Source organism: Achromobacter sp. 413638, from assembly GCF_043119405.1.
Taxonomy (GTDB): Bacteria; Pseudomonadota; Gammaproteobacteria; order Burkholderiales; family Burkholderiaceae_B; genus Achromobacter.
Window position 1 is genome coordinate 1 of sequence record NZ_JBICCO010000007.1, and the last position, 25,445, is coordinate 25,445.

23 protein-coding genes are annotated in these 25,445 nt (G+C 70.6%); 17 read left to right on the forward strand and 6 right to left on the reverse strand.

Annotated features, from left to right (window positions below; translation table 11 throughout):
* The coding region (locus tag ACEU5R_RS04665; protein WP_392409267.1) for an AMP-binding protein at nt 1-501 on the reverse strand (501 nt) is incomplete at its 3' end.
* A 136-nt stretch (nt 502-637) separates the two neighbouring features.
* Between ACEU5R_RS04665 and ACEU5R_RS04670 the strand changes: the two genes are divergently transcribed.
* Together ACEU5R_RS04670 and ACEU5R_RS04675 are read left to right on the forward strand one after the other, a co-directional pair.
* Nucleotides 638-1,558 (forward strand): LysR family transcriptional regulator, encoded by a 921-nt coding sequence (locus tag ACEU5R_RS04670; RefSeq protein ID WP_233772428.1) that lies wholly within the window; start codon nt 638-640, stop codon nt 1,556-1,558.
* Nucleotides 1,559-1,659: 101 nt separating this feature from the next.
* On the forward strand, nt 1,660-2,562 hold the full coding sequence (locus ACEU5R_RS04675; RefSeq protein WP_392409268.1) for an MBL fold metallo-hydrolase: 903 nt from the start codon (nt 1,660-1,662) through the stop codon (nt 2,560-2,562).
* Nucleotides 2,563-2,797: 235 nt separating this feature from the next.
* On the opposite strand, the gene ACEU5R_RS04680 is transcribed toward ACEU5R_RS04675, so the two are convergent.
* Together ACEU5R_RS04680 and argC are read right to left on the reverse strand one after the other, a co-directional pair.
* Complete coding sequence (locus ACEU5R_RS04680) at nt 2,798-3,142, reverse strand: DNA-binding protein (protein ID WP_249205050.1); 345 nt, start codon at nt 3,140-3,142, stop codon at nt 2,798-2,800.
* A 134-nt stretch (nt 3,143-3,276) separates the two neighbouring features.
* A complete protein-coding gene (argC, locus tag ACEU5R_RS04685) occupies nt 3,277-4,206 on the reverse strand; it encodes an N-acetyl-gamma-glutamyl-phosphate reductase (RefSeq protein ID WP_103274328.1) in 930 nt (309 codons plus the stop codon).
* Between the two features lie 177 nt (nt 4,207-4,383).
* On the opposite strand from argC, the gene ACEU5R_RS04690 reads away from it, so the two are divergent.
* The 12 genes from ACEU5R_RS04690 (at nt 4,384) to ACEU5R_RS04745 (ending at nt 17,653) form a co-directional block, all read left to right on the forward strand.
* Nucleotides 4,384-5,280 carry a LysR family transcriptional regulator gene (locus tag ACEU5R_RS04690; RefSeq protein WP_392409269.1) on the forward strand — a complete coding sequence of 299 codons (897 nt, stop codon included), beginning with the start codon at nt 4,384-4,386 and terminating at the stop codon, nt 5,278-5,280.
* A gap of 78 nt (nt 5,281-5,358) precedes the next feature.
* A complete protein-coding gene (locus ACEU5R_RS04695; protein WP_392409270.1) occupies nt 5,359-6,495 on the forward strand; it encodes an HPP family protein in 1,137 nt (378 codons plus the stop codon).
* Nucleotides 6,496-6,581: 86 nt separating this feature from the next.
* On the forward strand, nt 6,582-8,030 hold the full coding sequence (locus ACEU5R_RS04700; RefSeq protein ID WP_392409271.1) for a sensor histidine kinase: 1,449 nt from the start codon (nt 6,582-6,584) through the stop codon (nt 8,028-8,030).
* The gene (locus ACEU5R_RS04705) at nt 8,027-8,668 is read left to right on the forward strand and encodes a response regulator transcription factor (protein ID WP_103274324.1); all 642 of its coding nucleotides are present in this window, start codon (nt 8,027-8,029) and stop codon (nt 8,666-8,668) included. Before ACEU5R_RS04700 ends, ACEU5R_RS04705 begins: the two co-directional genes overlap by 4 nt.
* 582 nt (nt 8,669-9,250) lie before the next feature.
* Entirely contained in the window at nt 9,251-10,288 is a 1,038-nt protein-coding gene (locus tag ACEU5R_RS04710; protein WP_392409272.1) for a cytochrome P450, read from the forward strand.
* Between the two features lie 16 nt (nt 10,289-10,304).
* Nucleotides 10,305-11,051, forward strand: coding sequence for a class I SAM-dependent methyltransferase (locus tag ACEU5R_RS04715; protein WP_392409273.1), 747 nt, complete (start codon nt 10,305-10,307; stop codon nt 11,049-11,051).
* A gap of 170 nt (nt 11,052-11,221) precedes the next feature.
* Nucleotides 11,222-11,713, forward strand: a complete 492-nt coding sequence (locus ACEU5R_RS04720; RefSeq protein ID WP_103274321.1) for a heme-binding protein — start codon at nt 11,222-11,224, stop codon at nt 11,711-11,713.
* A 169-nt stretch (nt 11,714-11,882) separates the two neighbouring features.
* Nucleotides 11,883-12,398 carry a sigma-70 family RNA polymerase sigma factor gene (locus tag ACEU5R_RS04725; RefSeq protein WP_392409274.1) on the forward strand — a complete coding sequence of 172 codons (516 nt, stop codon included), beginning with the start codon at nt 11,883-11,885 and terminating at the stop codon, nt 12,396-12,398.
* The gene (locus ACEU5R_RS04730; protein WP_392409275.1) at nt 12,395-13,354 is read left to right on the forward strand and encodes a FecR domain-containing protein; all 960 of its coding nucleotides are present in this window, start codon (nt 12,395-12,397) and stop codon (nt 13,352-13,354) included. The genes ACEU5R_RS04725 and ACEU5R_RS04730 overlap by 4 nt, the downstream gene beginning before the upstream one ends.
* 143 nt (nt 13,355-13,497) lie before the next feature.
* On the forward strand, nt 13,498-15,906 hold the full coding sequence (locus tag ACEU5R_RS04735; protein ID WP_392409276.1) for a TonB-dependent siderophore receptor: 2,409 nt from the start codon (nt 13,498-13,500) through the stop codon (nt 15,904-15,906).
* A gap of 2 nt (nt 15,907-15,908) precedes the next feature.
* A complete protein-coding gene (locus tag ACEU5R_RS04740) occupies nt 15,909-16,982 on the forward strand; it encodes a YncE family protein (RefSeq protein ID WP_392409277.1) in 1,074 nt (357 codons plus the stop codon).
* Nucleotides 16,979-17,653, forward strand: a complete 675-nt coding sequence (locus ACEU5R_RS04745) for a PepSY-associated TM helix domain-containing protein (RefSeq protein ID WP_392409278.1) — start codon at nt 16,979-16,981, stop codon at nt 17,651-17,653. Before ACEU5R_RS04740 ends, ACEU5R_RS04745 begins: the two co-directional genes overlap by 4 nt.
* 87 nt (nt 17,654-17,740) lie before the next feature.
* Here ACEU5R_RS04745 and ACEU5R_RS04750 read toward each other — a convergent pair whose 3' ends face one another.
* The 3 genes from ACEU5R_RS04750 to ACEU5R_RS04760 form a co-directional block, all read right to left on the reverse strand.
* The gene (locus ACEU5R_RS04750) at nt 17,741-18,916 is read right to left on the reverse strand and encodes a YeeE/YedE family protein (RefSeq protein ID WP_392409279.1); all 1,176 of its coding nucleotides are present in this window, start codon (nt 18,914-18,916) and stop codon (nt 17,741-17,743) included.
* On the reverse strand, nt 18,916-19,842 hold the full coding sequence (locus tag ACEU5R_RS04755; protein ID WP_103274319.1) for a sulfurtransferase: 927 nt from the start codon (nt 19,840-19,842) through the stop codon (nt 18,916-18,918). The genes ACEU5R_RS04750 and ACEU5R_RS04755 overlap by 1 nt, the downstream gene beginning before the upstream one ends.
* A gap of 96 nt (nt 19,843-19,938) precedes the next feature.
* On the reverse strand, nt 19,939-21,129 hold the full coding sequence (locus ACEU5R_RS04760; RefSeq protein ID WP_392409280.1) for an MFS transporter: 1,191 nt from the start codon (nt 21,127-21,129) through the stop codon (nt 19,939-19,941).
* A 146-nt stretch (nt 21,130-21,275) separates the two neighbouring features.
* Between ACEU5R_RS04760 and ACEU5R_RS04765 the strand changes: the two genes are divergently transcribed.
* The 3 genes from ACEU5R_RS04765 (at nt 21,276) to ACEU5R_RS04775 (ending at nt 25,443) form a co-directional block, all read left to right on the forward strand.
* Nucleotides 21,276-22,163 carry a LysR family transcriptional regulator gene (locus ACEU5R_RS04765; protein ID WP_392409281.1) on the forward strand — a complete coding sequence of 296 codons (888 nt, stop codon included), beginning with the start codon at nt 21,276-21,278 and terminating at the stop codon, nt 22,161-22,163.
* Between the two features lie 111 nt (nt 22,164-22,274).
* Nucleotides 22,275-23,240, forward strand: a complete 966-nt coding sequence (locus tag ACEU5R_RS04770) for a helix-turn-helix domain-containing GNAT family N-acetyltransferase (protein ID WP_103274316.1) — start codon at nt 22,275-22,277, stop codon at nt 23,238-23,240.
* Between the two features lie 106 nt (nt 23,241-23,346).
* Nucleotides 23,347-25,443, forward strand: a complete 2,097-nt coding sequence (locus tag ACEU5R_RS04775; RefSeq protein ID WP_103274315.1) for a PhoX family phosphatase — start codon at nt 23,347-23,349, stop codon at nt 25,441-25,443.
* The last annotated feature ends 2 nt before the right edge of the window (nt 25,444-25,445 follow it).

The window sequence follows — 25,445 nt, forward strand, 5'->3', positions numbered from 1 at the left end:
CTTCGCCCCCGCCCCCCGGTCGCCGGGTGCGACCCCTGCGGGCGGCGCGGCGGGCCCCCCCCGGGCCGGCGCGGGCAGCGCCAGCCCCGCCGGCGGCGCATCGCCGTCCAGCAGCCAGATCTCGCGCAGGGCCAGGCTGTCGCCATCCACCGTCGCCAGCCCGCCGCAGGAAGCCGCATCCGCCACCAGCAGCACGCAGGCGCTGTTCTCCAGGATGTGACTCAGCTGCATGCCGCGCGACGCGGTATTGATCGGCACCGCCACCGCGCCCAGCCAGCCGCAGCCCAGCACCACCGACAGGAACTCGATCCGGTTGCCCGCCATCAGCGCCACGCGGTCGCCCCGGCGCACGCCATGGGCGGCCAGCAGCGCGGCCCAGCGCGCCGCGTGCGCCGGCGCCTCGCCATATTCCAGTGTTCCGCCCGGCGCCTGGACCCAGGCGCGCGCGCCCTGGCGCGCGGCCTGGTCCATCAGCATCGCCGGCAATGTCTGCGCATGCATGCTCGTGTTTCCCCTTGTTGGCGTCGGTCCGCGACTGCCTGCCGACTGTTGAAAATAGTCTAGGTATCAACTATTTATACGTCAAATTTATGGTTATTATTTTTCTTATAAATCAGACTGATATGAGAGGCAACGCTTGGACTTTGACCTGAACCTCATGCGGGTTTTCCTGACCGTGATGCAGGAGCGCAGCGTGACCCGCGCGGCCGAGCGGCTGCATCTGACGCAACCCGCCGTCAGCTACGCGCTGGCGCGGCTGCGCGAGAAGTTCGACGATCCGCTGTTCCTGCGCACCGCCGCCGGCATGCAGCCCACGCCCGTCGCCTTCGCGCTGGCCGGGCCGATCGGCCAGGGCATGGACGCCTTCGCCGACGCGCTCAGCCTGCGGCACCGCTTCGACCCCGCCACCAGCGCGCGGCGCTTCACGCTGTCCATGTCGGACATCGGTGAAATGGTGTTCCTGCCGCTGCTGATGGAACGGGTGCACGCGCTGGCGCCGCGCCTGCAGATCGAAGTGGTCGAGGTGCCGATGGAAGCGCTGCCCCAGGCGCTCAAGGACGGCGGCGTCGACCTGGCCATCGGCAACCTGGCCGGACTGGGCCGTCATACCCGGCATGCCGTGCTGTTCAGCGAGCACTATGTCTGCATGGCGCGGCGCGGCCACCCGGTGCTGTCGCGCGGCCTGACGCGCGGCCAGTTCAAGCGGCTGGACCACATCCTGGTGGCTTCGCGCGCCAGCGCCCACCGGCTGCTGGACGACGTGCTGGCCGAAGTCGGATTGCTGCGCCAGCCCTATCTGACCCTGCCCCATTTCACCGCCGCCGCCGAGATCGTGCGCCGCACCGACCTGACCGTCACCCTGCCTCGCCGCGTGGCGCTGTGGTTCAACCGCGAGCGCGACTTCGAGGTCCGCCCGCTGCCGCTGGCGCTGCCCGAGCTGACGGTGACGGTGCACTGGCACGCGCGCTTCGACAGCGATCCCGGCAGCTCCTGGCTGCGCCGGCTGGTGGTGGAAACGCTGGCGGACCGTGAGCCGCCCGATCCGGGCGGTATTTGATCGATCCGTGCAACAGACTCTGGCCCGGCTTGCGGTTTATCCGGATGCGGCGCGCCCCTAGACTGTCATCCATCGACTGACCGAACCCAAAGGAACCCGCCATGACGTCCCCCCTCGCCCTCCGCCCCGCCCCGCTGCGCCGCCTGCTGGCCGGCGCCGCCCTGGTCCTGCTGGCCCTGCCAGCCGCCCAGGCCGCCGAGCAGGCGCTGCATGTGACCCACTACAACCCCGGCGCCGCCGCGATCTTCCCGGTTTCGTCCACGCTGGTGACGGGCGAGCGCGAAGCCATCCTGATCGACGCCCAATTCGGCAAGTCCCAGGCCGCCAAGGTCGTGGACATGATCCGCGCCAGCGGCAAGAAGCTGAGCACGATCTACATCAGCCACGGCGACCCCGACTTTTATTTCGGCCTGGACACCGTGCTGGCCGCCTTCCCCGACGCCAAGGTGGTCGCGTCCGAGCCGACCGTGCGCCACATCAAGGAAACCGTGGACGGCAAGCTGGCCTACTGGGGCCCGAAGCTGGGCGCCGACGCCCCGGCCCGCACCGTGGTTCCCGAGGTGCTGGCCGGCAACAGCCTGACGCTGGAAGGCCGCAAGCTGGAGATCAACGGCCTGGACAGCGCACAGCCCGACCGCAGCTTCGTCTGGATCCCTTCGCTGCGGACCGTGGCGGGCGGCGTGGTCGTGTTCGGCAACCTGCATGTGTGGATGGCCGACACCCAGACGCCCAAGTCGCACCAGGACTGGCTGGCGACGCTGGCGCGCATCGAGGCGCTCAAGCCCAAGACCGTGATCCCCGGCCACTACGCGCAAGGCGCGCCGCTGACCGTCGAATCCGTGCGCTACACGGCCGGCTACATCCGCGCCTTCGACGCGGCCGCCGCCCAGGCCAAGGACAGCGCGGCGCTGATCGCGGCCATGAAGGCGAAGTACCCGCAGGCCGGCGAGCCCGCCTCTTTGGAGCTGAGCGCGAAAGTCGCCAAGGGCGAAATGAAGTGGTGACTGAAATGGTCCCCCCCGAGCGCTGCGCGCTTCCCCCAGGGGCGCCGCGACGGACCGGAAGAGAAGCCCCCCCCTGAGCGCTACGCGCTTCCCCCCGTGGGACGCCGCTACGGACCGGCAAAGCCGGCTCCGTGCGGCCCCGGTCTGGGAAGGCTGGTGCTGGTTGGGGGGATTCGTCTGAGGCCTGAGCTGCGGGGGCATCGCGCGCGGCTTGCCTTGCCGTGCGCGGCGCGCGTCAGGTGATGCGCGGGTCTTCCGGCTGACGCGTGGTGGCGTCGGGCGTTTCAGCGGGCAGCGCGTGTACGGATATTCCCAGGTCCAGCGCCTGCAGGATAGCCGTCAGGCCGCTCAGGGTGGGATTGCCCTTGCGCGACAGCATGCGATAGATCTGGGTCGAGTTGAGCTTGGCGCGCTCGGCCACGATCTGCATGCCGCCACGCGCCATGGCCAGCTGGCGCAGGATTTCCAGCGCGCTGGCGAGGTCGCCAGAGGCGATATGGGTGTTGATGGCTGCCAGCGCCTGCGAGGGCTGGCGGCGGTAACGCTCGGACATGTACTCATCGGGAGACTGGCCAAACATGATGCAAGGTCCTTCCGTGTCGATTGCCGGACAGCCCGCCACGCAGCCGCGCGGCGGGCGCAAGCTCAGAGCTTAGCCCGCCAGCCCCCCTGCCCGGGTCGTCCGACCCTCAACATCGGACGAGTCTTACGTCTTCAGTGTCGCGCCAGCATCAGATCCAGGTTCTGCACCGCCGCGCCCGACGCGCCCTTGCCCAGGTTGTCGAACACGGCGGCGAGCAGCGCCTGCCCCTCGGCGGCGTTGCCATGCACCGACAGGCGCAGGTCGTTGGTGCCGTTCAGCGCCTGCGGCTCCAGCCGCGCCTGCGCCGCCGATTCCTCCAGCGACGCGACCTGCACGTGGCGCGACCCGGCATAGCGCTCGGCCAGGCAGGCCTGCAGGGCGGCGAGATCCGCGCCGGCCGGCAGCAGCCGCAGTTGCAGCGGCACGGTCAGCACGATGCCCTGGCGGAACGCGCCATACGACGGCAGGAACACGGGCCGCTGCGTCAGGCCCGCATGGCGCTGGATTTCCGGCGTGTGCTTGTGCGCCAGGCCCAGACCGTAGACCTGGAACGGCGGCTGCGCCGCCGCGTCCGGCCCTTCGTAGGCGTCCACGCTGGCGCGGCCGCCGCCCGAATAGCCCGACACCGCCTGCACCGCCAGCGGATAGTCGGCCGGCAGCAGGCCGGCCTCGACCAGCGGGCGCAGCAAGGCGATGGCGCCGGTCGGATAGCAGCCGGGATTGCTCACCCGCGACGCGCCAGCGATGCGTTCGTCCTGGCCGGGCGTCATTTCGGGAAAGCCATAGACCCAGCCCTCGGTGGTGCGATGCGCGGAACTGGCGTCGATCACCTGCACCTTGGGATTGCGGATGGACGCCACCGCCTGCCGCGCCGGCTCGTCCGGCAGGCACAGGATGGCGATATCGCAGGCGTTGATGGCCTCGGCGCGGCGCGCGGCGTCCTTGCGCTCGGCCGCCGGCAGCGTCAGCAGGCGCAGGTCGTCGCGGCCCTGGAGCCGTTCATGGATCTGCAGGCCGGTGGTGCCTTGGTCGCCGTCGATGAATACGAGGGGTTGCGTCATGGCGCGGTGCTTCCTGGTGATGGGATTGCGGTGGACGGGCCGCCCGGGTCTCGGATGCTTGCTGCGCTCCGTCATCCCCGGGTCGGCGTGATGGCATCCATCTTCGGCCAGACGCCAAGATTATCAAAGTCGAATATCATGACTGCCTGATTCAGTTTTTCTGAATAAGGATCCGTCATGCGGGAAATCAGCCTGGACCGGCTGCGCACCCTGGTCGCCATCGCCGACCTGGGCTCCTTCGCCAACGCCGCGCGCGCCCTGCACCTGGCGCCGCCCACCATCAGCCTGCACGTGGCCGACCTGGAGGCGCAGGTGGGCGCGGCGCTGCTCACGCGCACGCGCGGGCAGGTGCGCCCCACCGCCATCGGCGAAACCCTGCTGGCCCGCGCCCGCCGCCTGCTGGCCGACGCCAGCCAGGCGCTGGACGACGTGCAGCGCCAGGTCCAGGGGCTGGAGGGCCGCGTGCGGCTGGGCGCGTCCACGGGCGCCATCGCCCACCTGCTGCCGCAGGCGCTGGAAACGCTGGCGCGCGACCACCCGCGCATCGACGTGCAGGTGGCCGTGCTGACCTCGCAGGAAACCTTGCTGCGGCTGGCCGACGGCACGCTGGACCTGGGCCTGGTGGCGCTGCCCCAGCCGCCCATGGACGGCCTGGTGCTGCGGCCGTGGCGGCGCGATCCGGTGCTGGCCTTCCTGCCCGCGTCCTGGCGGGCGCCGGCCCGCCTCACGCCCGCCTGGCTGGCCGAGCGCCCGCTGATCCTGAACGATGCCAGCACGCGGCTGTCGCGCCTGACCGCCGAATGGTTCGCCGCCGCCGGCCTGAACCCGCGCGCGCGCATCCAGCTCAATTACAACGACGCCATCAAGAGCCTGGTGGCGGCCGGCTACGGCGCGACGCTGCTGCCCCATGAAGCCACCGCGCCGCAGCCCGACCCGCGCATCGCCATGCGGCCGCTGCGTCCCGCGCTGTGGCGTCCGCTGGGCATCGCCCACCGCGCCGGCGATATCGAGCTGGCCACCCGCCACGTGCTGGACGTGCTGTGGGCGCTGCGCGCCGCCGCGACTCCGGCATAAGCTCATGACCGCCCGTTATGGCGGCCGTGCTAAATTTTTGCCCCGCGACCCCGCCCTGCGGCCCGCGAGGAGAGAAAGTTGGATGTTGCATTCAAGCGCTGGCTGGCATCGTTCGCCCCGGCGCCCGTGGGCGCGAGCGCCCGCGAAAAGATCTATGGCGCGCTGGGCGCGCTGATCGGCCTGTTCTGCACCGAATGGGTCGGCCGCCACGCGCTGGGCGAAGCCAATCCCTGGTTCATCGCGCCGATGGGCGCGTCCGCCGTGCTGCTGTTCGCCGCGCCCGCCAGCCCGCTGGCCCAGCCCTGGTCCATCATGGCCGGCAATCTGGTGTCCGCGCTGATCGGCGTGGCCTGCGCCCATGCCATTGCGGATCCGGGCCTGGCCGCGGCGGCGGCCGGCTCGCTGGCCATCGCCGCCATGTTCACGCTGCGCTGCCTGCATCCGCCCAGCGGCGCGGTGGCGCTGACCGCCGTCCTGGGCGGCCCGGCCGTGGCCAGCCTGGGCTACGGCTTCGTGCTGTGGCCGGTGGCGCTGAACTCCGTGATCCTGCTGTCCATCGCCGTGGCCTTCAACGGCGCGCTGCGCCGCAACTATCCGCGCCGCCACGCCGAGCCGGCCGCCTCGCATCTGACGCGCGACCCCGCGCCCAGCGCGCGCCTGGGTTTTTCCCGCGCCGACCTGGACCAGGCGCTGAGCCAGCGCGGCGAGCTGCTGGACATCAGCAAGGAAGACCTGGAAGACATCGTGATGGAAGCCGAGCTGCGCGCCAGCGTGCGACGCTTCGGCGATGTACGCTGCGCCGACATCATGTCGCGCGATCTGGTCTCGGTGCAGCAGAACGATCCGCTGGACTATGCCATCCGCCTGTACGGCAAGCACCGCTTGCAGACCCTGCCCGTGCTCGACGCCGCCGGGCGCTATGCCGGCATGATCGACCAGGCCGACGTGCTGGCGCGCAAGGCCAGGCTCGCGCCGGTGCATGAGGGCCCGGACCTGCTGGTCATGGATTGCATGCGCTCGAATGGGCCTTTCGCCACGCCGGAACTGCCGGCCGTGGAGCTTGCCCGTCCCATGGCGGACGGCCTGCATTGCGTGCCGGTGCTGGACCAGGACGGCGTGCTGCGCGGCCTGGTGACACAGTCCGACCTGGTCGCGGCGTTGTACCAGATGACCGTGGCGACGCCAGCCGGGGCGGTTGGCCGCCCGAACGCCTGAGCGCCTGCCTGGCGAGCGGCGCGGGCACGGCGCCTCCGTAGCCTTACGGATGCCGGCCCGCCTGCGCCGCGAGGCATAATGCCCCGGTGAAATTCCCTGCGCGCTACGGCGCATTGCTCTGCTGGTTGCTGCTGTTCGGCCTGGGCGCCGCCTGGATCGGGCGGCAGGACTATCTGCGCCAGTACGACGCCTTTTTCCAGGGCACCAGCATCGCCCAGCGCATGCTCAGCCAGAAGACCGTACAGCACGAGGCGGTGCTGGCCACGCTGGCCGCCCTGTCGCATCCGCCCGCGCCCGAGCGCCTGTATCCCAGCCTGCGCCCGTCGCTGCCGCAGCTGCTGGGGCTGGGCCAGCTGCGCGACGGCGCCTGGGCCGGCAGCCTGCCGCCGCCCGCCGGCCTGGACGCCGCCGTGGCGCAGGCGCGCGCGCAGGGTCGTCCCGTCACGCTGCCGGTGGACGCGGCGCGCTACTGGCTGGTGGCTCCGTCCAGCTGGAGCCTGCTGCTGGACGCGCGCCAGCTGCTGCAGGACGGCGACTTCCCCGACGCGCTGGCCAACCTGAGCCTGTCCATCGGCCCCGAGCCGCTGCGCCTGCTGGCGCGCCAGGACGCCGGCGCGCACGGCTGGACGCTGTCGCTGCAGAAACCGCTGGGCGCCGCCAGCCAGCCCTTCGCCCTGCGCAGCGAACGCGTGCTGACGCCCGCTTCCTGGCCCTGGGCGCAATGGCTGGCCTGGGCCGCCGCCAGCGCGCTGCTGGTCGCCGGCGCCGCCGCCTGGCGTCGCGGCCGCGCCGAGGCCCTGCGCCAACGCGAGCAGGCCCGCGTGGCGGCCATGGAACGCCTGGGCACGCTGGGCGAGATGGCCGCGGGCATCGCCCACGAGCTGAACCAGCCGCTGACCGCCATCCTGGCCCAGACCCGCGCCGCCGAACGCATGCTGGACGACGAAGACGAACGGCCCGCCGTGCGCGAGGCCCTGCGGGCCAGCGCCGGCCAGGCCCGCCGCGCGGCCGACATCATCGCCCGCATGCGCGCGCTGGTGCGCCCCAGCGCGCCCGCCGCGCGCGAGGCGCTGGATCCCGAGGCGCTGGCGAATTCGCTGCGCTTCCTACGCGAGCAGGAGCTGGCGCGCCAGGGCGTGCGCCTGGCGTGGCGCAACGACGCCCCCGGCGAACGCCCGCTGGGCGACCGCGTGGCGCTGGAACAGATCCTGCACAACCTGGTGCAGAACGCCGTTGACGCGCTGGCCGGCATGCGCGCCGGCGCCGCCGGCCAGGGGCTGATCGAGCTGAACGGCGCGGTGGATGGCGACCACTACCTGCTCAGCGTGCGCGACAACGGCCCCGGCATCGCGCCCGAGGCGCTGCCGCGCCTGTACCAGCCGTTCTACACCACCCGCGCGCAAGGCATGGGCCTGGGCCTGGCGCTGTGCGAGACCCTGGCCGGCGCGATGGATGCGCGCATCGAGGCGCGCAACCTGACGCCCGCCGGCGCCTGTTTCACCGTGCGCCTGCCGCGCGCCGGAGTCCGCCCATGACCACATCCCCTCCTGCCCACGCGCACGCCCAATCCCCGCTGGTCTACCTGGTCGACGACGACGACGCGGTGCGCGACGCGCTGGCCCTGCTGCTGCGCAGCGTCGGCCTGCGCAGCGTCGGCCACGGCGATCCCGTCGCCTTCCTGGATTCGCTGCCGCCCCAGGCCATCGGCTGCGTGGTGCTGGACATCCGCATGCCGGGCATCGGCGGCCTGGACGTGCTGTCGCGGCTGGCGGAGCAATCGGACCTGCCGGTGATCATGCTGACGGGCCACGCCAACGTCGACCTGTGCCGCCGCGCCTTCAAGGGCGGCGCCATCGAGTTCCTGCAAAAACCGGTGGACGACGATGTGTTCCTGGACGCGGTGCAGGCCGCCGTGCGCGCGCACGTCGCCAGCCGCGAACGACTGTCGCTGACGCAGGCCGCCAGCGACCGCCTGGCGCGCCTGTCCGGACGCGAGCGCGACGTGGCCGCGCGCATCGTCCAGGGCCTGAGCAACAAGGAAATCGCGCGCGAGTTCGAGCTGTCGCCGCGCACGGTGGAAACCTATCGCGCCAATGTCTACGCCAAGCTCGAGGCCGACTCGCTGGCGCAGCTGATCCGCCAGTACGCATCGCTGCTGGATCAGGGCCTGTAGTCACGAAAGCTGAGCAAGCCGCGAAAAGAAAATGCTCATCGGCCCACCCGCGCCGATGCTGCGCGGCGCGCGTAGCACGCGCCCACCCAAAGCTTTGTCTTACGCCCCTCTGAACACGATGCCGCTTGACCCAAAAATATTGCTGATGCTAGCTTTTGCGCGGGCGATGAATCGCAGTGGCCGGTGCAGTACATCCGCTGTCGTTTCGTCTCCCACCCTACGACTCGACTACTACACTTAACGGAGAAGGCTATGATCAAATCGATAAAAAAGCAGCTCTCGCGTTTCAGCCGTTCGTCGAAGCTCAAGGCCGCCGCCTGGCGGCCTTACCTCATCTAGCGTGAAGAAAGAACGCCGGGGTTCAGGCTCCGGCGTTCTTTTTTGACCGCACGTCCACGCCCGGCAGCGGGATAGCGCCTTTCCGCCCGCCTCATCATCCTGACCGCCAACCGCTCTCCGAGCGGCGTTGGCCGTGGTTTGTCGCGCCTCGTTCCTGTCATGCCGCATCCATCCGGACCGCCATGACAGCACTGGATTCCCGCTCGCTCGCGAGCCGGGACGGTCTACACGCGGATGTACGAAATGGACAATAGAACGATCCACTATCACAAGGAAATACGCCGGCTGTTCGACGACCCCAGCCAGCGCGGTGTGTTCCGCATCGACGAGCAGACCGTGGGCGTGACGGACGGCCCCTTGTCGAAAGCCATCCTGGCCGCGCGGCCCATGTACGATTTCGAGCGCATCGTCTTCAAGCCCATCCTGGGCCAGCCGATCGCCAAGACGACGTTCTCGGCCGTGATGCGCGCGGTCGGGCAGGACGCGCGGCGCGTCGCCGAAAGCCCGCCCGAGCCCGGCCCCAGCCTGGCCGGGCGCTGGCCCGACGCCGGCTACCTCTATCTGCAACAGCGCCTGTACGCGTCGGACCCCTGGCCCATCTACGCCCTCACCCATCGCGTCGCCAACCGGACCGGCTGGCTCAAGCCGCTGGTGGACGGCCTGTCGTCGCGGTTGATGACGCGGCTGCTGCATCGCTGCGCGCCCATCCATTCCTCGGCGCTGGCGCAGCTGGTCAACGAAGCGCCCGACGCCCACGAGCGACGCCGGGCCGTAACGCTGTACCGGCGCACCGCCCGTTCCATGTGCATCACGGTGGCCTGCCTGGTGACGAACGCGCTGTGGCTGGCATCCGCCCGCGACGCGCGCGAACGGCCGCGCGACTGCATCACCGAAACGCTGCGCCTGATGCCGCCCGCCTGGATGTACCACCGCAACGCCTGCCAGGAATTCACCGCTGTCGACGCGCGCATCCGCGAGACCGACGACGTGCTGGTCATTCCGCTGATCACGCAGCGCGATCCCCGCCACTGGCCCGACGCCGACGCCTATGAACCGGACCGCTGGCTGGGCGTGAGCAACCCAGAAGCCTCCGACCACTACCTGCCGTTCGGCCATTCGCACGACCGCTGCTGGGCGCGCGAGCTGGTCCTGATGCTGGCCGAGCACACCATCAGGCAGATCGCCATGCAGGACCACTGGACCGACAGCCGGCAGACGTCGGTGCAAGTCCCCCTGAAATCGCTGCTGTGCCCGACGCGCGTGAACGTCGTCGCCGTCTGAACCAGGAGAATCCACCGTGCAATCGATCTACACCGACGCCTCCGTGTACAAGCTGCTCACGCCGCAGGACGACGCGGAACACGCCTTCATGTGCCGGCTCGCCGGCGACGCCGCCAGCATCCTGGAGCTGGCGAGCGGCTGCGGCAACCTGGCGGCGCGCCTGGCGCAACGGGCCGACGTCACGGGCGTCGACGCCTCGCCGGAGATGGTGGCGCTGGCCACGCAGGCGCACGGCGACAGGCCCGGCCTGTGCTTTGTCCAGGGCGATATGCGCACGCTGCGGCTGGAACGCCCGTTCGACCTGGTCATGGCCGTCGACAACGCGCTGCAGCACGCCTGCACCGACGAGGCGCTGTACGCGGCGCTGGGCTCGATCAGGGCGCACATGGGACCGGGCTCGCGCGCGCTGTTCCAGACCGGCCTGCGCGAGCCCGAGACGCTGGACACGCTGAATCATGCACGGCAGAAGGTCGGCAGCGCGATCGATGCCTGCGGCGTGACCTTCGAGATCTATGGCACCTCGACGTTCGACCCCGCCACCAAGGTCAACCATCGCGTGTTCGAGATCCACAAGGATGGCGCCAAGGTGGCCGAGCGCACGCTGACCATGCGCATCCTGGATTCGGCCGCGCTCCAGCAGGCGCTGGCGCGCGCCGGCTTCAGCATCGCGCGCGCGTTCGACGAGTCGGGCCAGGAAGTCGAGCCGCAAGCCCGGCCTGGCCCCACGCACGCCGTGCGCACCTACGAGTGCCGCGCCGGATAGGAGCGCCCCGCGCGCCTTGACATACTGGCGACGGCAGGCCATCCGCCGGCCCCGCCAGGCCCGCCTCCATAGCGCTACGGAGGCCCGGGCGTAATCGGGCGTATACCGGCGCGCGGCGCTTTTGGCCACACTGTCCGCACCTGATCACACATCGTAGAAAGGACGCAGACATGACCCGATTCCCGCTCGCCGCGCTGGCCCTCGCCTCCACCCTGGCCGCCGGCATGGCCCAGGCCGCCGTGCTCACCGAAAGCAATATCTCCACCGCCGACGCGCAGAAGCTGGCCACGGCCAGCGTCGCCGCCTGCCAGGCCAAGGGCTACAACGTCAGCGCCGCGGTCGTCGACCGCGCCGGCGTGCTCAAGGCCTTCGTGCGCGCCGACAACGCCGGCCCGCACACTGTCGAGGCCAGCCGCGCCAAGGCCTTCACCTCGGTCTCGGCCAAGTCGCCCACGCTGGCCATGATGGAAAACGCGCAGAAGAACCCCGGCGCCGCCAACCTGACGGACATCCCCGGCTTCCTGCTGCTGGGCGGCGGCGTGCCGGTCAAGGCCGGCTCCGCCGTGATCGGCGCCATCGGCGTGGCCGGCGCGCCCGGCGGCCACCTGGACGCGGAATGCGCCGACGCGGCGCTGGCCGAGAACGCGGCGCTGTTCAAGTAAGGCCGCGCGAGCAGGCTTTCCGCCAGCGCGCCGCCATCTCGAAAACCGGCCGGCGGCATCCCCCGCCTGCCGGTATCCCGCCTTTTTCCGCCAAGACCGCGCCACATCACGACTCCTTCGCTACAATAATAGGAACGATTCCTATTATTCTTTCAGGCTTGGAGTTACCGTGTCTTCCGGCGATCTGTCAGCCCCGCATGCCGTTGAATCGCTCTATCAATCGCATCACGCCTGGCTGAGATCCTGGCTGCGCCGGCGCCTGCGCGACGATCACGACGCGGCCGACCTTGCGCAGGACACCTTCTTGCGCCTGATGGTCTCGCGCGACGGCCACGCGCTGCGCGAACCGCGCGCCTTCCTCACCCGCATTGCCCACGGCCTGATCGTCAACCTGTGGCGCCGCCGCGACCTGGAACAGGCTTACCTGCAGGCGCTGGCGCTGCGCCCCGAGGCCTGCGCCCCGTCGCCGGAGCAACGCGCGCTGGTGCTCGAAGCGCTGCTGGAAATCGACGCCATGCTGCACCGCCTGCCCGGCCGCGCCCGCGAGGCCTTCCTGCTGGCCCAGCTGGGCGGCCACACCTATGCCGACATCGGCCTGCGGCTGGGCGTGTCCGAGCGCATGGTGAAGAAATACATGGCCCAGGCCATGCTGCAATGCCTGCTGATCGGACAAGGCCTGCAATGAGGACCGCCGCCTGCTCCAGCCCCGACCGCCAGGCGCTGGAAGCCGCCTCGGAATGGTACGCACGCCTGCGCGACGACCGCGCCGGCGCCGACGAGACCCGGCAGTGGCAGGCCTGGCTGTCCGCCTCGACGCTGCACCGCCAGGCCTGGGACGCCGTCATGGCCGTCAGCGCCCGCTTCGACGCCATTGCCGGCCAGGCCGAGCTGGACGCGCTGACCCGCGCGGGCCAGGGCCGTCGGCGCGTGCTGCGCGCCGTCGCGCTGCTGGCCGGCGCGGGCGGGCTGGGCGCGGCCGCCTGGACCCAACCCGTCACCCGGCGCCATCTGGCCGATCTGCGCACCGACGTGGGCCAGACCCGCCACGACACGCTGCCGGATGGCTCGCGCCTGTGGCTGGACACCGCCAGCGCGGTCGACCTGCGCTTCGACACCCATGTCCGCCGCGTCGTGTTGATCGACGGCCAGGCCATGATAGAAACCCAGCCCGACGCCACGGCCCCCGCCCGCCCCTTCGTGCTGGACCTGGGTCATGCGCGACTACGCGCGCTGGGCACGCGCTTCGCGGTGCGCCGGGATGGCGGCCGCGCCTGGCTGGACGTGCATGCCGGCGCCGTGGAGATCCAGCCCGGGCATGCCCCCGCGCGCCAGGTCCAGGCCGGATTCGGCTGTGCGATCGACGGCAACGCCATCGGCGCGCCGGAACCGCTGGCGCCGGGCAGCGGCGCCTGGACGCGCGGCGAGCTGGTGGCCAACGCCGTGCCACTGGCGGACTTCACCGCCGAGCTGGCGCGCTATCGCCGTGGCCTGCTCACCTGTGCGCCCGGCGTCGCCGACCTGCCGCTGGTCGGTGTCTTCCCGCTGGCCGACACCGACCGCGCGCTGCGCGCGCTGGAAGCGACGCTACCGGTGCGGGCGCGGCGCGTGCTGCCGGGCTGGGTCAGGCTGGAAAGCGCCTGAGCTGTACCGTCGAAGCGCCGACGCCGGCAAGGGCGTTGCCAACTATTTTGTAACAGCGACGATTTTCCGGTTCCCCTTTTCCCATCTCGCTTGGCATGCCTGATGTACGCCGCGCGCCGCGCGTCCGCCGCCAAGGAATCCCCATGCAAGTCCGTCGTCTCCGAACCCCGTTCCGCGCCCGCGCGCTGGCGGCCGTCCTGTCCGCGCCGCTGGGCGTCCTGGCGCTGTCGACGCCCGTCCAGGCGCAGGCGCCCGCCGCGTTCCAGGTGCCGCCCGGTCCGCTGGCGCAGGCGCTCAACCAGTACGCCAGCCAGGCCGGCGTCACGCTGTCGCTGGACGCCCGCCTGGTCGCCGGCCTGCAGAGCCGGGGCCTGAACGGCGCCTACAGCGTCGAACAGGGTTTCTCGCGCCTGCTGGACGGCACCGGACTGCGGGCCGAGCGGCGCGCAGACAATGTCTATACCGTGCGCCCTGCCCCGCCCGCCGCCGACGCCGCGCAACTCGAACCCGTAACGGTGCAAGGCGCGTCGGTGGCCGAGGGCGGCTACCAGCCCGAGCCCACCGCCTCGGTGGCGCGCTCGTCCGTGCCGGTGCTGGACCAGCCGCAAGCCATCAATGTGGTGCCCGCGCAGGTGCTGCGGGACCAGCGCCCGCGCAACCTGGACGACGCGCTGGCCAACGTCAGCGGCATCACCCAGGGCAACACGCTGGCCGGCACGCAAGACACGCTGATGAAGCGCGGCTTCGGCGCCAACCGCGACGGCTCCATCATGCGCAACGGCATGCCGCTGGTGCAGGGGCGCGGCCTGAACGCCGCCGCCGAGACGGTGGAAGTGCTGAAAGGCCCGGCCTCGCTGCTGTACGGCATCATGGATCCCGGCGGCGTGATCAACATCGTCGGCAAGCGCCCCCTGCTCACGCCGTACCACGCCATCACGCTGAGCGGTTCGACCTACGCGCACAGCCGCAACGGCGTCGGCGCCACGCTGGACAGCACCGGCCCGATCGGCGATTCGCGGCTGGCCTACCGCCTGGTGGTGGACACCAGCAACGAGGACTACTGGCGCGACTTCGGCCGCCGCCGCGACACGCTCGTCGCTCCGTCGCTGGCCTGGTATGGCGAGGACACCCAGGTCGTGGCGTCCTACGAACACCGCGACTACATGTACCCGTTCGACCGCGGCACCGCGCTGGACCCCAACACCGGCAAGCCGCTGGACATTCCCTCGCGCCGCCGGCTGGACGAGCCCTACAACAATATGTGGGGCAGCACCGAACTGGCGCAGGTCACGGTCGACCAGCGGCTGGACGAGCGCTGGAAGGCCCACCTGGGCTACAGCTGGAACCAGGAACGCTACGACGCCAATCAGGTGCGGGTCACCAGCCTGGACCCCGCCGCCGGCACCCTGCGGCGCAGCAACGACGGCACGCGCGGCGCGCTGTCCACCGACCACTACGTGATCGGCTACCTGGACGGCCGCGTCGACCTGGGCGGGCTGCGCAATGACCTGCAGGTCGGCGCCGACTACGAGCGGCGCAAGATCTTCCGCTCCGACCTGATCCGCCAGGCCATCTCGCGTCCCTTCAGCTACGTCGACCCGGTCTACGACCGGCAGGGACCGGGCACCACCGTGGTCGCCAGCGACAGCGACCAGACCGACAAGCTGCGCGCCACCTCGTTCTTCCTGCAGGACACGCTGCACCTGAATGAACGCTGGCTGCTGGTGGGCGGACTGCGCTACCAGCACTACGAACAGCTGGCCGGTCGTGGCCGACCCTTCAAGACCAACACCGACATCGCCGGCGGCAAGTGGCTGCCGCGCGCCGGGCTGGTCTACAAATGGACGCCCGAACTGTCGCTCTATGCCAGCTATACCGAATCGCTCAAACCCACCTCCACCATCGCGCCGCTGTCCAGCGGCGCGATGATCGATTCCGGCGTCGCGCCCGAACAGGCCAAGTCCTGGGAGCTGGGCCTGAAATGGGACATGCCGGGACAGACCACGGGCACCCTCGCGCTGTTCGACATCCGCAAGCGCAACGTGCTGGTCTCGCAATACAACGACGTCACCAAACTGACGGACTGGCGCACCAGCGGCGCGGCGCGCTCGCGCGGCGTGGAGCTGGACGTGAGCGGCGCGCTGTCCCGGCGCTGGGACTTCATCGCCAGCTACGCCTACCTGCAGGCCGTCACCACCGAGGATCCGCTCTACCAGGGCAAGCGCCTGTGGAACGTGGCCCGTCACACCGGCTCGCTGGCCCTGGTCTACAACGCCGGCCAGATCGGCGAGGGCCGGCTGCGCCTGGGCGCCTCCGGCCGCTACGTCAGCACGCGGCCGGGCGATTCGGCCAATTCCTTCACGCTGCCGGCCTACACGGTGATGAACGCCTTCGCCACCTACGACACCCGCATCGCCGGGCGCAACGTGCAGTTCCAGCTCAACGTCAACAACCTGTTCGACCGGACCTACTACACCTCCAGCGCCAACCGGTACTTCATTTCCATGGGCGATGCGCGGCAGGTCGTGCTGTCCACCCGCGTGGAGTTCTGATCATGCGCATCCGGCTTTCCCTGCTGCTGGCCGCCGCCTGCGCGTCGCATCTGTCCGCCGCATCCGCCGGCGCCGATGGCGCCGATCCGATCCTGGCCGGACGCGGCGTCGTCACGATGCCCGGCGCCGCGGGCGGCTGGGGCTTCCCCGCGCTCACGCCGGACGGCGGCCAGTTGCTGCTGGCGCGCCGCGAGAACGGCCTGGCTGTGTACGACACGGCCTCGCAGGCCGCGCCCGTCACCATTCCCGGCACCGAAGGCGCCAACGCCGCCGCCGTGGCGCCATCCGCCGACCGGATCTACGTCGCCTCCATGGACGGCAGCGTGATCGTCGTGCGCGCCTCCGATCGCCACGTGCTCAAGCGCCTGCCGGTGGACGCCGGCAACCTCAACAATGTGCTGTACGACCCGGACAGCGGCCAGGTGCTGCTGACCAGCGGCCGGCGCGATGCCGTGACCCGCGTCTACCGCCTGGATCCGGCCTGCGACTGCGTGCGCGCCCAGCTGGACCTGCCCGCCGCCAAGCTGGACGCGCCCGTCCTGCTGGGCCCGGGCCTGGCCGCGCTGCCGCTGCGCGATGAAGGCCGCGTCGCCGTCATCGACCTGCGGCGCATGGCCGTGACCCGGCTGTGGCAGCCGCCCTCGTGTCCGCGTCCCGGCGCGCTGGCCGCCGATCCGGCCGGCGCGCGGCTGTTCGTGGCCTGCCGGGGCGCCGACCCGCGCGTGCTGAGCCTGGACGCCGCCAGCGGCGCGGTATTGGCCAGCGCGCCCGCCGGCCGCGACATCAACGCGCTGGCCTACGACGCTGGGCGCGGCTGGCTGCTGGCGCCCAGCGGCACGGACGCACGGCTGTCGATCTACGAGGCCCGCGAGTCCGGCCGCTTGCGCCGGCTGGCCGCCATCGGCACGCGTCCCTGGGCCCACAACATGGCCTATGACGCCAGACGCGGCATCGCCTATCTGCCCAGCATGGACGACACCGAGGTCTACGCCGCCAGCGGCGGCGAGGCGCAACGCCATTTCGCGGCGGACAGCTATGCCGTGACCACGCTGCGGCTGCGCGAGGCCCGGCCATGAGCGCCGCCCGCGACGTGGCCGTCCAGGCGCCGGCCCGACCCCGTCCGCCCTCGCGGCGTGGCACCTACCTGAAGGCGCTGCGCAAGGCGCACGGCTGGCTGGGCCTGTGGGGCGCGCTGCTGGGCCTGCTGTTCGGCGTCAGCGGCATCATCCAGAACCACCGCGCCGTGCTGAAGATCGACATGCCCGGCCCAGTGGTCGAGACGCTGCATCTGCAGGCGCCTGCCGACCTGCCGCGCACCGACGCCGACGTGGCGCGCTGGCTGCAACAGGCGCTGCGGCTGGACAAGCCGGCCGAGCGCATCCGCAAGGAGCCGGCGCGGGACGTGCGCTGGGGCGACACCGTGGCGCGCCAGCCCGAGCGCTGGCAGGCGTTGTTCCGCGCGCCCGGCTATCAGGTCCAGGTGGAGTTCTGGCCGCAAAGCGGCATGGCCAGCGCGCGCCGCAGCACGGCGAGCTGGTGGGGCGTGATCCAGAACTTCCATCGCGCCAACGGCGCCGGCGTGGCCTGGGTGCTGCTGTCCGACACCATCGGCGGCGCGCTGATCGCGCTCTGTCTAACCGGGGTGCTGCTGTGGACCGAGCTGGAAAAGCGCAAGCTGATCGGCGCGGCCGTGGCGCTGGCGTCGCTGGCCACCACCGTGGCGGCGGTGGCGCTGTCCTGGGCCTAGTGTGCCGTCCCGCGGATACACCCGCGCGTAGTCCGTCCCTGACGTTCCGATACACGGCGGGCCATTGCCGGCCCGCCCTCTTCGACCTCAAGCGGCAGCCGCCCTGCCCGGCGCCAGCTTCAACCCCGCCCAGATCCCCGCGTAGCAGCAGGCCCCGAAGACCCACCCCGACAAGGCCCCCGCCATCACGCCCGACAGCAGCGTCCCCACGGTGCAGCCCAGCGCGGTCATGCCGCCCCAGCCCATCAGCACGCCGCCGGCGAAGTTTCGGCCGATCTGCGCCGCCGACGGCAGCCTGGGCTTGAACGCCCCCGCCGCCAGCGCGGCGGCCCAGGCGCCCGCCACCAGCGACAGCACGAACACGCCGTTGTTCGACAGCAGCGCCTGCTTGACCACCGTGGCGCAACCGGCGAAACCATCCAACCCCGCCAGCCGCGCCGGCAGCCAGCCGGCATCGAAGGCCGCCGTGCGCGCCAGGCTGCCCAGCTCGGCGGTCACGCCCAGCGGCGCGACGCGCAGATAGGCGATCACGGCGATGAAGGCCACGGCCAGCCCGCCTGCGGCGGCGGGCCAGCGCAGCCGCAGCGCGACCTGCCACGCATCGGCCGTGGCGTCGCCGGCATCGCGCGCGGCGACGTCCGGCCGCGACAGGCGCGCGACCCCCCACGCCAGCGCCGCCAGCGCCGCGCATTGCAGCAGCGCCGAGCCGCCATAGCCCAGATGACGCGGCAGCCAGATCACCGGCGCCTGCTGGATCAGCGACAGGTACAGCGTGTTCCAAGAGGCAAAGCCCAGCGCGAAGCCGACCGCCGCCCCCAGCAGCGCGAAGGACGAGCCCGACGCGCCCTCGCCGATGCGGTAGAAGTGCGCGCTGATGCAGGATCCCGAGATCCGCATGCCCAGTCCGAACACAAACGCCCCGACCGCCAGCGCCACGCTCACCGGCCCGATATGCGCGCCCGGCGGGAGGCGATCGGCGCCCGGCACCGGCAGAAAGGCGCCGAACACCGCGTGATAGCCCAGCGTGCCGGCGGCCAGCGCGATCAGCACCGCGTACAGCCCCGAGGCTTCGCGCCGCTGGATGAAGTCGCGCGCGATGCAATAGAAGCAGAAGCGCGAGCGCTGCAAGACCACGCCGAAGGCCGCGCCCAGCAGCGCCGACAGGGACAGCGCCCGCCCGACCTCGGGCAGGCCCGACAGCCAGCCTGCCCACAACAAGACGGCCGCCAGCACGCCGGCGGCCGCCGTCAGGCCTGCGCGCATCAGGTCTTGCCCCAGACCGTGCCGGCCGGGTTGCTGATGGGCGAGCCCACGCTGTTGCCATACTCGGTCCACGAACCGTCATAGTTGCGCGTCTCGTAGCCCAGCAGCTTGCTCAGCGCGAACCAGGAATGGCTGGAACGCTCGCCGATGCGGCAGTAGGTGATGACCGGCTTGCTGCCGTCCACCCCGGCGGCCTGGTAGATGGCCTTCAGTTCCTCGGCGGACTTGAAGGTGCCGTCCTCGGCCACCAGCTTGCTCCAGGTCACGTTGACCGCGCCCGGCACATGGCCGGCGCGCACCGCCAGCTCGGGCACGCCGTTGGGCGCGAAGATCTTGCCGTTGTATTCGTCGGCCGAGCGGATATCGACCAGCACGCCGGGCTTTTCCTTACGCGCCACGGCCAGCACGTCCTGCAGCCGCGCGCGCAGCGCCGGGTTGGCGTCCTTGACGCGGGCGTTGCCCGGCGCGTGCACGGTGGCGCTGTTGGCCAGCGGCCGGCCCTCGGCCTCCCATTTCTTGCGGCCGCCGTCCAGCAGCTTCACGTTCTGGATGCCGTAGATGTCGAACACCCAGGCGCCCCAGGCCGCGAACCAGTTGTTGTTGTCGCCGTACAGGATCGTGGTGGTATCGGCGTCGATGCCGGCGCGCGCCAGCAGCGCCTGGAACTGCGCGGGCGGCGCGATGTCGCGGCTGACGGTGTCGACCAGGTCGGTATGCCAGCTGACGTTGGCCGCGCCCGGGATATGGCCGCGCTCGTACAGGCCGGGATTCACGCTGACCTCGACCACGCGCACCTTGGGGTTCTTCAGGTTCTGTTCCAGCCAGTCGGTGCTGACCAGGAACTTGGCGTGTTGCGCCGTCGCGGGCGCGGCGGCCAGCAAGGCCAGCGCCGCGACCGCGCCGGCCAGCAGATTGCGTAGGGACATCGGGTTCTCCTTGTCATGTCGGGAAGGCTTCCCTCTCGAACCGCGACGATATCGGCGGCGCGGGCGCGCGCGAACGACAGAGTTTTTATATCCTGATTACTCATTCAGGCATTCGTCAGCAACACTGACCGGCGTGCGTGCCTGCCACAGCAGCAGCGCCAGCCCCAGCAACGCGAGCAGCCCGCCGGCCAGTCCGACTCGGGCCACCCCCGACAGCCCCAGAGTCAGACCGCCCGCCCAAGCGCCCAACGCGATGCCGGAATTAAAGCCCGCGATGTTCAACCCGGCGGCCACGCCCTGCGCCTGCGGCGCGCGCAGCCTGGCGATGCCCATCAGCCGGGCCTGCAGCGCGGGCACCGCCGCATAGGTGAACAAGCCCAGCACAGCGACCGCCACGCCCATCGCCACTGGCGAACGCGCGCCCGCCCACATGCCCAGGGACGCCGCGCCGATGCCCGCCACGATGGCCACACTGGCGCGCTGCACGCCGAGGCTGTCGGTCAACCTGCCGCCCAGCGCATTGCCGATGGCGGCGAACAGCCCGTAGGCCAGCATGTACATCCCCACGGCGCGGACATCAACGCCTGTCGTGTCCAGCAGGAGCGGCGCGACGTACGTATAGGCCGAGAACGATCCCGCGTAGGCCAGCACCGTCACCGCCGTGGCGGCCAGCAAGGCCGGATGCAGCAGCGTCTTCAGCGCCCGCCCCGCCGACCCCGCGCCGCGCGCCGCGTCCGTAGCGGGCTGCGCTTTCATGCCCCACAGCAGCCCCGCGCATCCCACGCCGCCGCAAGCCGCGATCGCCGCCAGCACGAGCCGCCAGGAGATCGTCTCGCCGATATAGGCACCGACCGGAACGCCGATCGCCATCGCGGCCGTGAAGCCCGCGAACACCACGGCCACGGCGCGGCCGGCCTTGGCGTCTCCCGCCAGCTGCGCGGCGGCGGCGGACGCGACGGCGAGAAACAGGCCATGTCCCATGCCGGCGACGAAACGCGCCGCCTGCATGGACGCCAGGTCGGGGGCCAGCGCGGCGGCCAGGCTGCCCGCCGCAAACGCCAGCATCGCCGCCAGCACGGCGCGCCGGCGCGGCCAGCCGGCCGTCACGGCGCTCAACACCGGCGCGGCGAAGGTCGCGCCCAGCGCGTACAGCGTCACGGCGCTGCCCGCCTGCCCGACGCCGACCTGCAGCCCCCGGGCGATGGCGAGCGCCAACCCGATCGGCACGAACTCGGCCAGGCCCAGCGCGAATGCGCTGAGCGCGAAAAGATAAACCACGAACGGCATGATGGACCCTCTGAGGATGAAGCGTGAATCAAGACACGCGCACACTCTAGGCAAGCGCCATCGATAGATAAAATGATGATTTCATGCCCTCAGGCCAATTTTTCTTATGGCTGGGGCCACCACGCGCCGCCCGGCGGCACGACGCCATGAGCCACCTGGATCATCTGCATACCTTCATCGAGGCCTATCGGCTCTCATCCTTCTCGCGGGCCGCCGAACGCCTGGGCATGACCCAGCCGGCAGCGTCCCTGCACATCCAGGCGCTGGAAGCCTTCGTCGGCAAGCCGCTGTTCCTGCGGCGGGCGCGCGGCGTCACCCCCACCGACGCCGCCCATGAACTGGCGCGCGCCGTCGGCCCCATGCTCGACGGCTTGCAAGCCCGCCTGGCCAGCTACAAGCTGGGCGGCGACCTGTCCGGCACGCTGCACATCGCCGGCCCCGCCGACTTCATCGCCGCGCGGCTGGCCGACGGACTGGCGCCGCTCATGGAGCAAGGCCTGCGGATCCGCGTGCACACCGGCAACCGCGAACGCATCTACGGCCTGCTCGGCGACGCCAGCGCCGACCTGGCCGTCACCGCGTCCCTGCCCGACGAGCGCGCGCATGGCTACGCCAGACTGCTCACCGAGCGGTTCCAGCTGGTGCTCGCGCCCGCGCTGGCGGCCAGCCTGGACAAGCGCGCCCTGGCCGCCGGACTGGCATCGCTGCCCCTCATCGCCTACGACGAGGACCTGCCCCTGGTGCGACCTGTCTGGAACGCGATGTTCCGCCTGCCCCCCGCCTTGCAGGCGGCCATGACCATCCCGGACCTGCGCATCATCCAGGACCTGGTGATCGCGGGCCACGGCTGGTCCGTCCTGCCCGACTATCTGTGCGCGCCTGCCCTCAAGGCCGGCCGCCTGGCCGCCCTGGCCCCGCGCCGCGCGGTCGCACAGCGCAATGATCTGTACCTGGTCTGGAACAAGGGCGCGATGCGCAATCCGCGCACTGTCCACGCGCGCGACGCCATCCTGCGCCTGTTCGATTCCGCCTGAAGACCGGCCGCCGGCTCCGGGCGGCCCCTTGCCATTGCACGATGCTGGACGCGGCCAGAATATTAGTTGTATGATACAACCAATCCTGCACCGCCCCACCATGGAGCCGCCATGAGCACCGACCCATCCCTCGTCGAAGACATCCGCGCCGCGTCCCGCAGCATGGTCCGCGAACTCGGCTTCATGCAGTCCACGCTGGCGGCCAGCGGCCATTCCGCCTCGGCGGTGCACACGCTGCTGGAGATCGACGCGCGCGGCGCCATGACGGCGGCGCAGCTCGCGCCCTTCCTGGGCCTGGACAAGTCCAGCATCAGCCGCATGCTGGCCAAGCTGATCGAGGCCGGCGAGCTGGAGGAAGCCGTGGCCGGCGACGACGCCCGCGTCAAGCAGCTGTCGCTGACCCGGGCCGGCAAGCGCAAGGTGGACCAGATCCACGCCTATGGCCGGATGCAGGTCAACACCGCGATGGCGCGGCTCAATCCCTCGCAGCGCCAGGCCGTGGCCCAGGGTCTGGGCGCCTATGCCCAGGCCTTGCAGGCCTGCCGCGAAAACGACGAGGCGTTCCGGCCCGGCGCATCCAATCCGATCACGATCCACGCCGGCTACCAGCCCGGCATGATCGGCCGCATCACCGAGATGCACGCCGCGTTCTACGCGCGCCACGCGGGCTTCGGCCAGTTCTTCGAAAGCCAGGTCGCGACCGGCGTGGCCGAATTCGCCGGCCGGCTCAACCAGACCGGCAACCATGTCTGGCTGGCGCTGCTGAACGACCGCATCGTCGGCTCGGTCGCCATCGACGGCCAGGACCTGGGCAACAACCACGCGCACCTGCGCTGGTTCATCCTGGACGACGGCTGTCGCGGCAGCGGCGTGGGCCGCCAGCTGTTGGCCGAGGCCGTGGCCTACTGCGACCGGCTCGGCTTCGCCGCCACCCGGCTCTGGACCTTCAAGGGACTCGATGCGGCCCGCAAGCTGTATGAATCAGTCGGCTTCCAGCTGGTGCGCGAGGAAGCCGGCGAGCAATGGGGTTCGACGGTCACAGAACAGCAGTTCATCCGCCCGGCCCCGCTGTCTTAACGCTTTCAGTTTGCTGTCATTCCCGGGCAATGTTCCCGAACGATGATGCTCGCAGGCAGCGCCGAGGTGGCGTCTGTCACACGAATGACACATCACGGGAACACTGATGAGCACTCCGGATCTGGACGACATCCCGTCCAACGCGTCCACCGCACCCCATTTCAACGACGTGGTGAGCCGCGTGCTGTCGCGCCGCGGCTTCCTGAAGGCCGGTCTGGGCGCCGGCGCGGTCGGCTTCATGGGCGCGGGCCTGACCGCCTGTGGCAGCGATGACGATGATGATTCTCCCGCCAAGCCCACGACGCCGGGCAAGCCCACGCCGGAGCAGCCCAAGCCGGTCGACCTGAACTTCAAGGCCGTGCCCGTGAGCACGGCCGACACCGTCGTGGTGCCCGAGGGCTACCAGTACGCCGTGCTCAACCGCTGGGGCGATCCGCTGTTCGCCGGCGCGCCCGCCTTCAAGGCCGACGCCAGCAACGGCGGCGCCGATCAGGCGCGCCAGATCGGCTACAACCATGACGGCATGCACTTCTTCCCCATCGACGGCACCGACAGCGCCACGGGCAGCAGCGTCGAAGGCCTGATGGTCACCAACCACGAATACACCACGCCGGAGTACTTCTACCCTGTGGGCGTGGTGCCGGGCAACGCCCAGTGGAACCTGGACTGGGTGCGCAAGTCGCAGCACGCGCATGGCGTGTCGGTGCTGCACATCCGCCTGAACAACGGCAAGTGGGAGCCGGTGCTGGATTCGCCGTTCAACCGCAGCGTCAACGCCAATGTCGCCATGCAACTGGTCGGCCCGGCCGCCGGCAGCCGCCTGGTCAAGACCAACGCGGACCCGTCCGGCACGCGCTGCTTCGGCACCTTCGGCAACTGCGGCAATGGCTACACGCTGTGGAACACCTACCTCACCTGTGAAGAGAACTTCACCGACTACTTCGGCATCAGCAACGCCGCGCCCGCCTCGGTGAACTACCCCGACACCGAGTACCAGCGCCACATGGAGCGCTACAAGGGCACGGGCAAGACCTCCAGCAGCTCGTACCGCTGGGACTACTTCGACGACCGCTTCAACTGGTCGATCGAGCCCAACGAATACAACCGCTGCGGCTGGATCGTGGAGATCGACCCGTTCGATCCGAACTCCACGCCCAAGAAGCTGACCGCGCTGGGCCGCTTCAAGCACGAAAACGCCGCCATGACGCTGGCCGATGACAAGCGCGTCGTGGTCTACATGGGCGACGACCAGGCCAGCGAGTACATCTACAAGTTCGTCTCCGACGGCAAGTACGATCCGGCCCGCCCGGCGCTGAACCGCCTGCTGCTGGACAAGGGCACGCTGTACGTGGCGCGCTTCCTGGACGGCGCCGCGCAGGGTGACGCCATGGGCGTGGGCGAATGGATCCCGCTCAAGCTGGACACTCCGGCGCTGGCCGGCGGCACGCTGGGCGCGCTGTTCAACCAGGACATGGGCGAACTGCTGGTCAAGACCCGCCAGGCGGCCGACGCCGTGGGCGCCACGCCGATGGACCGCCCCGAGTGGATCACCACCCACCCGGTGACGCGCGAGGCCTACGTCACGCTGACCAACAACAGCTCGCGCGGCAGCGGCAACGACCGTTACCCCGGCACCAAGCACCCCGGCCCGAACGACGCCAACCCGCGCGCCAACAACGTCTACGGCCAGATCGTGCGCTGGCGCGAAAAGAGCGGCGACCCGGCTTCGCTGAGTTTCGAATGGGACATCTTCGTGCTGGCCGGCAACCCCACGCTGTATCCGCGCACCGACCTGCGCAGCGGCTCGGCCAACGTCACCGCCGAGAACACCTTCAACAGCCCCGACGGCCTGGCTTTCGACAAGCGCGGCCTGCTGTGGATCGAGACCGACGGCAACTACTCCAACACCGGCGCCTACGCCGGCCAGGGCAACAACCAGATGCTGGTCGCCAACACGGGCAGCAAGGAAATCCGCCGCTTCATGACCGGCCCGGTCGGTTGCGAAGTGACGGGCCTGACCTGGACGCCGGACCTGAAGTATCTGTTCATCAACATCCAGCACCCGGGCGAAGGCCCGAGCGTGACGGATGCGCAGAACAATCCGCTGATCGCCTCGAAATGGCCGGACGGCGCCAGCGCCACCCGGCCGCGCCCGGCCACGGTGGTGATCTGGAAGCAGGACGGCACGGCGGTGGGCAGCTGAGC

Coding starts and splice junctions, on each gene's coding strand:
- ACEU5R_RS04760 (WP_392409280.1), bottom strand. CDS start 21,129: ATGCCGTTCGTGGTTTATCTTTTCGCGCTCAGCGCATTCGCGCTGGGC.
- ACEU5R_RS04740 (WP_392409277.1), top strand. CDS start 15,909: ATGCGCATCCGGCTTTCCCTGCTGCTGGCCGCCGCCTGCGCGTCGCAT.
- ACEU5R_RS04755 (WP_103274319.1), bottom strand. CDS start 19,842: ATGTCCCTACGCAATCTGCTGGCCGGCGCGGTCGCGGCGCTGGCCTTG.
- ACEU5R_RS04720 (WP_103274321.1), top strand. CDS start 11,222: ATGACCCGATTCCCGCTCGCCGCGCTGGCCCTCGCCTCCACCCTGGCC.
- ACEU5R_RS04705 (WP_103274324.1), top strand. CDS start 8,027: ATGACCACATCCCCTCCTGCCCACGCGCACGCCCAATCCCCGCTGGTC.
- argC (WP_103274328.1), bottom strand. CDS start 4,206: ATGACGCAACCCCTCGTATTCATCGACGGCGACCAAGGCACCACCGGC.
- ACEU5R_RS04690 (WP_392409269.1), top strand. CDS start 4,384: ATGCGGGAAATCAGCCTGGACCGGCTGCGCACCCTGGTCGCCATCGCC.
- ACEU5R_RS04730 (WP_392409275.1), top strand. CDS start 12,395: ATGAGGACCGCCGCCTGCTCCAGCCCCGACCGCCAGGCGCTGGAAGCC.
- ACEU5R_RS04710 (WP_392409272.1), top strand. CDS start 9,251: ATGGACAATAGAACGATCCACTATCACAAGGAAATACGCCGGCTGTTC.
- ACEU5R_RS04770 (WP_103274316.1), top strand. CDS start 22,275: ATGAGCACCGACCCATCCCTCGTCGAAGACATCCGCGCCGCGTCCCGC.
- ACEU5R_RS04765 (WP_392409281.1), top strand. CDS start 21,276: ATGAGCCACCTGGATCATCTGCATACCTTCATCGAGGCCTATCGGCTC.
- ACEU5R_RS04735 (WP_392409276.1), top strand. CDS start 13,498: ATGCAAGTCCGTCGTCTCCGAACCCCGTTCCGCGCCCGCGCGCTGGCG.
- ACEU5R_RS04775 (WP_103274315.1), top strand. CDS start 23,347: ATGAGCACTCCGGATCTGGACGACATCCCGTCCAACGCGTCCACCGCA.
- ACEU5R_RS04680 (WP_249205050.1), bottom strand. CDS start 3,142: ATGTTTGGCCAGTCTCCCGATGAGTACATGTCCGAGCGTTACCGCCGC.
- ACEU5R_RS04675 (WP_392409268.1), top strand. CDS start 1,660: ATGACGTCCCCCCTCGCCCTCCGCCCCGCCCCGCTGCGCCGCCTGCTG.
- ACEU5R_RS04745 (WP_392409278.1), top strand. CDS start 16,979: ATGAGCGCCGCCCGCGACGTGGCCGTCCAGGCGCCGGCCCGACCCCGT.
- ACEU5R_RS04750 (WP_392409279.1), bottom strand. CDS start 18,916: ATGCGCGCAGGCCTGACGGCGGCCGCCGGCGTGCTGGCGGCCGTCTTG.